We start from the raw sequence: 7,748 nt of genomic DNA, 5'->3' as shown, positions 1-7,748 counted from the left end.
GACGGTCCCGTACTCGCCGCTCTTCTTTGTCTGCGACTGCGTCGTGGCTGGTCGCGCAGTTCCCCGCGCCCCTTCGGGGCGCTAACGCACCTTCTCGCCCGTCGCCAGCGTTGCCACCATCCGTTCGAGCCTGGCCGCCCGTGTGGCGGGGGTCTTCGCCGTCATCAGGCGGTGCAGCACGACGTACTGGTCCGACTTGCCGAGGCCCTCGAAGGTCTCACGGGCCACCGGGCTCGCCGCCAGGGCCGCCGCAAGGTCGTCCGGGACCGTGGCGTTGCGCTGCGACTCGTAGGCGGCATCCCAGCGCCCGTCGGCCTTGGCCGCCGTCACCTCCGCCAGGCCCGTCGCACGCATGCGGCCCGCGGCGATCAGGGCCTCCGCCTTCTGGACGTTCACCTTCGACCAGAGGCCGCGCGGCCGGCGCCGGGTGATCTTCTGGAGGAAGTACACGTCGTCGTACGACCTGCGCTGACCGTCGATCCAGCCGTGACAGAGGACGACGTCGACGACTTCGCCCCACGTCACCGATGCCACGCCCGTCGCCTTCTTGGCGATGAGCAGCCACGCGCCCGGCTCGCTGCCGTGGTGTTCGTCCAGCCAGGCGTCGAGCTCGGCCACGTCCGCGCAGGTCATGACCCGCAGCCCCTCCAGCGATTCCATCCGCACACACTAATCCGCACGCGCCAAAGGGGCGGCCCACCCCACCGGGTGGACCGCCCCTCCAGGGCTACGTCAGGCGATTCAGACCTTCAACGGCCGGATCGCCGTGGGCGCGTGGCCCGGCTCCGTGGCGATCTCCTCGAACTCCTTGACCGCGCTGATGTCGGCCGTGGGGCTCATGGAGATGTTGGTGATGCGCTCCAGGATCGCCTCGACGACGACCGGGACCTGGTGCTCCTGGGCCAGCTTCTTGGCCTGCTCGAACGCCGCGCCGAGCTCGTTCGGGTCGGTGACCCGGATGGCCTTGCAGCCCAGGCCCTCGGCGACCTTGACGTGGTCGACGCCGTAGACGCCCAGCTCCGGGCTGTTCTGGTTCTCAAACTCCAGGTTGACCTGGAAGTTGATGTCCAGACCGATCTGGGCCTGGCGGATCAGACCCAAGTAGGCGTTGTTCACCAGGACATGGACGTACGGGATGCGGTGCTGCGCGCCGACGGCCAGTTCCTCGATCATGAACTGGAAGTCGTAGTCACCGGACAGCGCGACGACCGGCGTGTCGCGGTCCGCGGTGGCGACACCGAGGGCGGCCGGGATCGTCCAGCCCAGGGGGCCCGCCTGGCCGCAGTTGATCCAGTGGCGCGGCTTGTAGACGTGCAGCATCTGGGCGCCCGCGATCTGCGAGAGGCCGATGGTGGTGACGTAGCGCGTGTCCGGGCCGAAGGCCTTGTTCATCTCCTCGTAGACGCGCTGCGGCTTCATGGGGATGTTGTCGAAGTGCGTGCGGCGCTGGAGCGTCTCCTTGCGCTCCAGGTGGGATGCGACCCACGCGGAGCGGTCGGGCAGCTTGCCCGCGGCCTTGAGCTCCTTGGCCACCTCGACGAAGAGTTCGAGCGCGGCCTTGGCGTCGGAGGCGATTCCGTAGTCCGGCGCGAAGATCTTGCCGATCTGGGTCGGCTCGATGTCGACGTGCACGAACGTGCGGCCCTCGGTGTACACGTCCAGCTTGTAGCCGGTGTGACGGTTGGCCCAGCGGTTGCCGATGCCGAGGACGAAGTCCGACTCCAGGAACGTCGCGTTGCCGTAGCGGTGGCCGGTCTGCTGGCCGACCATGCCCGCGTTCAGATCGTGGTCGTCGGGGATCGTGCCCCAGCCCATCAGGGTCGGGACGACCGGCGTGTTGGTGATCTCGGCGAACTCGACCAGGAGGTCGGAGGCGTCGGCGTTGATGATGCCGCCGCCCGCGACGATCAGCGGACGCTCGGACTCGACCAGGAAGGTGATCGCCTTCTCGATCTGGGCGCGGGTCGCGGACGGCTTGTAGACCGGCAGCGGCTCGTACGTGTCGATGTCGAACTCGATCTCGGTCTGCTGGACGTCGATCGGCAGGTCGATGAGGACCGGGCCCGGGCGCCCCGAGCGCATCAGGTGGAACGCCTGCTGGAAGACGCCGGGGACCTGCGCGGCCTCCAGGACCGTGACGGCCATCTTCGTGACCGGCGTGGCGATCGACGCGATGTCGACGGCCTGGAAGTCTTCCTTGTGGAGCAGGTGCGTGGGCGCCTGGCCCGTGATGCAGAGGATCGGGATCGAGTCACCGGTCGCGGAGTACAGACCGGTGATCATGTCGGTGCCCGCAGGGCCCGACGTACCGATGCAGACGCCGATGTTGCCGGGGTTGGCGCGGGTGTACCCCTCGGCCATGTGCGAGGCGCCCTCGACGTGCCGGGCGAGGGTGTGGTCGATGCCACCGCCCTCCTGGAGCGCCTTGTAGAACGGGTTGATCGCAGCGCCGGGGACACCGAACGCGTTGGTGACGCCCTCGCGCTTGAGGATCTCGACTGCCGCGCGGACAGCGGTCATACGGGCCATGGGGTTCTCCTGCTTCGACAACAGCTTCGACAGCTATTCGGCTGACGGATACGGCTGGCGGATCCGGCTCCCGTCGCGCCCCGCGGTGAGCTTCTGTTTCCGCATTGTGGAAAGTATGTTCTGCTATATGGAAGCAATGTAGGCCGGTGCGGTGGAGACCGTCAAGAGATGTCCGGGAACCGGGCCGCCCGAAGGGCGCGTCCCAGTCGTTGAATTCGGCAGGGAACTCGGCATGGAACTCGGCGTTGGATTCGGGCCACACCATCGGGGGGTCGAACGTGGCCAGCTCACCGGATACGTCGCCCGCCCGGCAGCACCTGCGGAGGTACGGCCGCTGGACGGCCGGGCCACCGCTCGGGCAGGGAGAGCTCGGGCGGGTCTTTCTCGCCCACGACGGGGCGGGGCACGCCGCCGCCCTTCAGGTGGTGCACGCCTCCCTCGCCCGTGACCGGGAGTTCCGCACGCGCCTCGCCCGCGAGCTCCCCGCGATCGGCGCGGTGCGGGGGCGGCGCACCGCCGCGCTCGTCGACGCCGATCCGCAGGGTGCGGCGCCCTGGCTGGCCACGGAGTACGTCGCAGGACCGACGCTCGCCGCGCGGGCGCGAGCACGGGACGCCGACGGGCCACTCGTCACGCCGACGACAACGGCGGGGCTACTCGCCCTGGCGAGCGCTCTCGCCGAGGCGCTGGACGACATCCACCGGGCGGGACTCGTGCACGGGGGCCTCCGGCCGTCGAACGTGCTCCTGGCCGCCGATGGCCCCCGCGTCGTCGACTTCGGCACGGCGGGATGCGCGGGAAGGACCGCCGGTCATGCGGGAAGGGCGGGATACACGGCGCCCGAGCTCCTGGCGGAACGGGGCGCGGCCAAGCCTCCCGCGGACATCTTCTCGCTCGGAGCGGTCGTCGCCTTCGCTGCGACGGGGCGCGAGCCCTTCGACGCCGGAGACGGGAACCCGGACCTGGCGGGCGTACCGAGGGAGCTGCTTCCCCTGGTCACCGCCTGTCTCGCCACGCACCCCGCAGCGAGGCCCGCGCCGCGCACCGTCGCCCGTATGGCGGGCCTCCCCCTGCCGGGCAGCCGCCGCCGGGATTTGACCCTGGCAAACGCACTGTTCTTGGCTCAACTAGCTGCCGCGGCAAGCCCACTTGATGGACGATGGACATAACGACCGGTGAGCGGTGACGGTGAGCGGTAACGGTGACGGGTGAGGGTGATGACGGACAGCGACGTCCCGGTACGGTGCCCGGCCTGCCGGCGCGAACATGCGTACGCTCCACCGTCCTACCCCTGCGCGTGCGGCGCCCCGGTGGTACCGCCGGTGGCACGCGGAGCGACCGTGACGCCGGTGACGGACCGGACGTGGGCGGACGAGTGGGTGATCGTGCGGTGCCGGATGTGCGGGCGCCGGGACCAGTGGCCACAGCCTGAGCTGGAATGCGACTGCGGTGCGGTGCTGCGGATTCCTGTACGGGCGGTGCAGGCGCCGTCGCCCGCACCATCGAATCCGGCGACCCCAACTACTCCCGCACCCCCCACGCCCGCCGCTCCCCCGACTGCTCCGGCGCACACCTCACCGCCCCTGACGACCCCGACGCCGCGGCCCGCCTTCCAGCCCGTGCCGGTCCGCACGGCGCAGGACGCGGTGACGGTGGCGGCGCTGTACCTGCGGTGGCTGGGGTACGCGGACATCCGGGGAGCGGTCAAGCGGGCGCCTTCCGGGGTGCGGGTGGCGGCGCGAGGCGTGATCGCGCTCATCGAACCGTCCGTGAAACCGACGTCGCTCCGTGACGTGGAGTGCGTATGGCTCAGCGCGATGGCCGAGTCCGTCAGCTGCGTCTGCTTCTCCCTCGCGGGCTACGAGGAGGCCGCCCGCACACGGGCGGACGCGCTGTCCGTCCCGCTGTTCGTCATCGACCTCACGGGCACACCACAGCCGGTGAACAGCGCGGCGGACGATCTGATGTCCCCGGGGTGAGTCGCCCTGCGGGGCGGGGCATGCCAGGTAATCGGGAGGGTGGGCGGGAGACATCCGCCGCGGAGCAGCGGGACAGAAAAGCCGTCGGCCGCCGACGGACAGACCGGCATACTCCCCACATGCGCATCCGCCCAGCCACAAAGGCCGAGCTCCCCACGCTCCAGGACATCGAGCGCGCCGCAGGCGCCCCCTTCCGCGCCCTGGGCATGGCAGCCATCGCCGACGACGAACCCCCCGGCATAGCCCTCCTGGAAGAATTCCGGCGCGCAGGCCGAGCCTGGGTGGCCACGGAGGCAAGCAAGGGAGAGGGCGACGGCACCCCCGTCGCCTACCTCATCAGCGAACCCGTGGACGCCGCCGAACACATCGAGCAGATCACCGTCCACCCCCGAGCGGCGCGCCACCGCATCGGCCAGGCCCTCATCGAGCACACCGCGCAGCGCGCCCGCGAAGCCGGGCGAGAGGCCCTCACCCTGACCACCTTCGCGGACGTCCCCTGGAACGCCCCGTACTACGCCCGCATCGGCTTCCGCGTGCTGGACGAGGCCGAGCTCACCCCGGGTCTACGGAAGATCCGCGCCCACGAGGCCGGACTCGGCCTCGACCGCTGGCCCCGCGTGGCCATGCGCCGCGAACTCACCAGCGGCGGGACCACACCCCGTAGCGCCACTACACCCCGTACCGCTCCCTGAGCTCGATCTTCCGCACCTTCCCCGAGACCGTCATGGGGAAGCTCTCCACGATCCGCAGCCCGGCCGGGATCTTGTAGCGCGCCAACTGCCCTTCGCAGAAGGCCCGCAGCTCCTCCAACGTCAGTGGATCCGCCGCGTCCCGCAGGATCACGCACGCCAGCGGCACCTCCCCGTAGCGCTCGTCGGGAACGCCCACCACCTGGACGTCCGCGATCTTCGGGTGGCCGTACAGGAACTCCTCGATCTCTCGCGGGTAGATGTTCTCGCCACCCCGGATGATCATGTCCTTGATGCGACCGACGATCTGGACGTAGCCGTCCTCCCGCATGACCGCCAGGTCACCCGTGTGCATCCAGCGCCCCGCATCGATCACCTCCGTCGTACGCGAAGGCTCGTTCCAGTAGCCGAGCATCACGCTGTAGCCCCGCGTGCACAGCTCACCCGACGCACCCCGCGGCAGCGTCACGCCGCTGGCCGGGTCGACCACCTTCACCTCGATGTGCGGAAGGACCCGGCCCACCGTGCCGGTCCGCCGCTCCAGGTCGTCCGTGCGGCGGGTCTGCGTCGAGACCGGGGAGGTCTCCGTCATGCCGTAACAGATGGAGACCTCCTCCATGTGCATCTCGGCGACCACCCGCTTCATCACCTCGACCGGGCAGGGTGAGCCCGCCATGATGCCGGTGCGCAGCGAACTCAGGTCGTACGTCGCGAAGTCGGAGAGGTTCAGCTCCGCGATGAACATCGTCGGCACCCCGTACAGCGACGTACAGCGCTCGCGCTCCACCGCGTGCAGCGTGGCGACCGGGTCGAAGGACGGTGCCGGGATGACGATGCAGGCACCATGGGACGTAGCACCCAAATTGCCCATCACCATCCCGAAGCAGTGATAGAAGGGCACGGGCAGACACACCCGGTCCTGCTCGGTGTAGCCGACCGTACGGCCCACCCAGTAGCCGTTGTTGAGGATGTTGTGGTGGGAGAGAGTCGCCCCCTTGGGAAAGCCGGTCGTGCCCGACGTGTACTGAATATTGACCGGATCGTCGCAGCTCAACTGCGCCTGCCGGGCGGCCAGTTCGTCATCCCCCACCACCCCCGCCGCATCGAGCAGCTCGCCCCACGAGCTGTCCTCGATGTAGTGGACGGACCTCAGCTCGGGGCAGTCGGGCCGCACCTGGTCCACAAGCGCCCGGTAGTCGCTCGACTTGTGCGACCGCGTGGCGACCAGGACCGTCACCCCGGCCTGCTTGAGCACGTACTCCAGCTCATGCGCGCGATACGCCGGGTTGATGTTCACCATGATCGCGCCGATCCGCGCGGTGGCGTACTGCACGAGCACCCACTCGGCACAGTTCACCGCCCAGATACCGACCCGGTCACCCTTGCCGACCCCGACCCCCATGAAGCCCCGCGCCAACTGCTCGACGGCCGCGCCGAATTCGGCGTACGTCCACCGCTTTCCCGAAGCCACGTCGACCAGCGCGTCCCGCTCCGGCCAGGCCTCGATCGCCCGGTCGAGATTGCGCCCGATGGTGTCACCGAGCAACGGCGTCTTACTGACACCGTGCGCATACGACAGTTCGCTCGCACTCCCACTCAGCTCACTGACGCTCACCGGAAGTCCTCCTCGCGGCGCAGCCGCTTGTAGGGGGCGAGGACGATGTACGCCTTCGGGACGGAGAGCCGCAGGGCGTCGGACGCCTTGAACAGAGCGCCCGTTCCCGATGACACATCTCTGCTCTGGAAGAGCGGCGGGTCCACATATCCCCGGATCTCCAGCGGCGGCAGAGTGACGCCGCTCTCCGTGATCCGCGTGCCCGGCACACCTGTCAACACATTCATGAGCTGCTCCCAGAACCCGGTCCGAAGCCACCGCAGCCACACGCCGGACAGGTTGCCCGGCGGAGACGGCAAGTCACTCCAAGCACACCCCACGCGGGCCTTGCGAAGCACGGCGCCAAGTGTGACCCGGGGGGCAGTGCCGCGTCGACCCTTGCGCGCCTGAAAGACCGGCGCGACCTGCGACCATGCGCCGCGATCGCCACTCGAAGCTCCAGCAGGTCGGCGATCTCCGCTTTCCGTCCTGCCGTCATCCCACTCAGGCGCTCACGCGCCGGATCGGCGAATCAGCCGCCGCCCAGCACACCACTGACCGCAAGACCGGAAGCAGCGACAAGGGAAAGCCCGACCTCCTGCACGTCACAGGTGGCCGTGCCGCCACCGCACACCCCTGACCAACGACCGCACTCGGGAGGCAAATAGCTTCCTTACCCACTCAACTACGGGTATCGGGTCCGTTATTCGCAGTTCATGGCGCCGCTGGATCTCGCGTTCCCCGAGATCAGTCAGGAGCGGGTGCCGGACAGAGTTCCCTGACACTCGCCCATGTGTGTCAGCTTCTAGCTGATCACCGCCTGGAGCATCGCGGGGTGGCTCCACCGTAACCTCCTTTAATAGATGCTCAGTTGCCTAGTTGCGCTACCGGGAGGCAAATACGCAGAAAGGGAGTGCTCCAGATATCTCCGGAAGTTCTATGCTGCTGGCTCTCACG

General features: G+C 69.0%; 8 protein-coding genes. 4 read left to right on the top strand and 4 right to left on the bottom strand.

The genetic code is table 11. The features are described 5' to 3' along the window. Positions 1 to 81: 81 nt before the first annotated feature. Both ACFQ7F_RS44510 and gcl read right to left on the bottom strand, forming a co-directional pair. Positions 82 to 660, bottom strand: a complete 579-nt coding sequence (locus tag ACFQ7F_RS44510) for a YdeI family protein (RefSeq protein WP_383285038.1) — start codon at positions 658 to 660, stop codon at positions 82 to 84. 81 nt (positions 661 to 741) lie between these two features. Beyond that, positions 742 to 2,529, bottom strand: coding sequence for a glyoxylate carboligase (gene gcl, locus ACFQ7F_RS44505; RefSeq protein WP_383285035.1), 1,788 nt, complete (start codon positions 2,527 to 2,529; stop codon positions 742 to 744). Positions 2,530 to 2,807: 278 nt separating this feature from the next. Between gcl and ACFQ7F_RS44500 the strand changes: the two genes are divergently transcribed. The 3 genes from ACFQ7F_RS44500 to ACFQ7F_RS44490 all read left to right on the top strand — a co-directional run bounded on the left by ACFQ7F_RS44500 (position 2,808) and on the right by ACFQ7F_RS44490 (position 5,200). Then, positions 2,808 to 3,698 carry a protein kinase gene (locus ACFQ7F_RS44500; protein ID WP_383285032.1) on the top strand — a complete coding sequence of 297 codons (891 nt, stop codon included), beginning with the start codon at positions 2,808 to 2,810 and terminating at the stop codon, positions 3,696 to 3,698. Between the two features lie 48 nt (positions 3,699 to 3,746). After that, positions 3,747 to 4,508, top strand: a complete 762-nt coding sequence (locus ACFQ7F_RS44495) for a hypothetical protein (RefSeq protein WP_383285029.1) — start codon at positions 3,747 to 3,749, stop codon at positions 4,506 to 4,508. 119 nt (positions 4,509 to 4,627) lie between these two features. Then, the gene (locus ACFQ7F_RS44490; protein WP_383285025.1) at positions 4,628 to 5,200 is read left to right on the top strand and encodes a GNAT family N-acetyltransferase; all 573 of its coding nucleotides are present in this window, start codon (positions 4,628 to 4,630) and stop codon (positions 5,198 to 5,200) included. Here the strand turns inward: ACFQ7F_RS44490 and ACFQ7F_RS44485 are convergent. Beyond that, positions 5,178 to 6,812: an AMP-binding protein gene (locus ACFQ7F_RS44485; protein ID WP_383285022.1), complete on the bottom strand. Its 1,635-nt coding sequence runs from the start codon at positions 6,810 to 6,812 to the stop codon at positions 5,178 to 5,180. The genes ACFQ7F_RS44490 and ACFQ7F_RS44485 overlap by 23 nt on opposite strands. Then, positions 6,809 to 7,039 carry a hypothetical protein gene (locus ACFQ7F_RS44480; RefSeq protein WP_383285019.1) on the bottom strand — a complete coding sequence of 77 codons (231 nt, stop codon included), beginning with the start codon at positions 7,037 to 7,039 and terminating at the stop codon, positions 6,809 to 6,811. Before ACFQ7F_RS44480 ends, ACFQ7F_RS44485 begins: the two co-directional genes overlap by 4 nt. Positions 7,040 to 7,224: 185 nt before the next feature. Between ACFQ7F_RS44480 and ACFQ7F_RS44475 the strand changes: the two genes are divergently transcribed. After that, complete coding sequence (locus ACFQ7F_RS44475; RefSeq protein ID WP_383285016.1) at positions 7,225 to 7,431, top strand: hypothetical protein; 207 nt, start codon at positions 7,225 to 7,227, stop codon at positions 7,429 to 7,431. Positions 7,432 to 7,748 lie beyond the last annotated feature (317 nt).

It is taken from the genome of Streptomyces sp. NPDC056486, from assembly GCF_042795295.1.
Taxonomy (GTDB): Bacteria; Actinomycetota; Actinomycetes; order Streptomycetales; family Streptomycetaceae; genus Streptomyces.
This window is presented reverse-complemented; position numbering and strand designations above follow the sequence as displayed.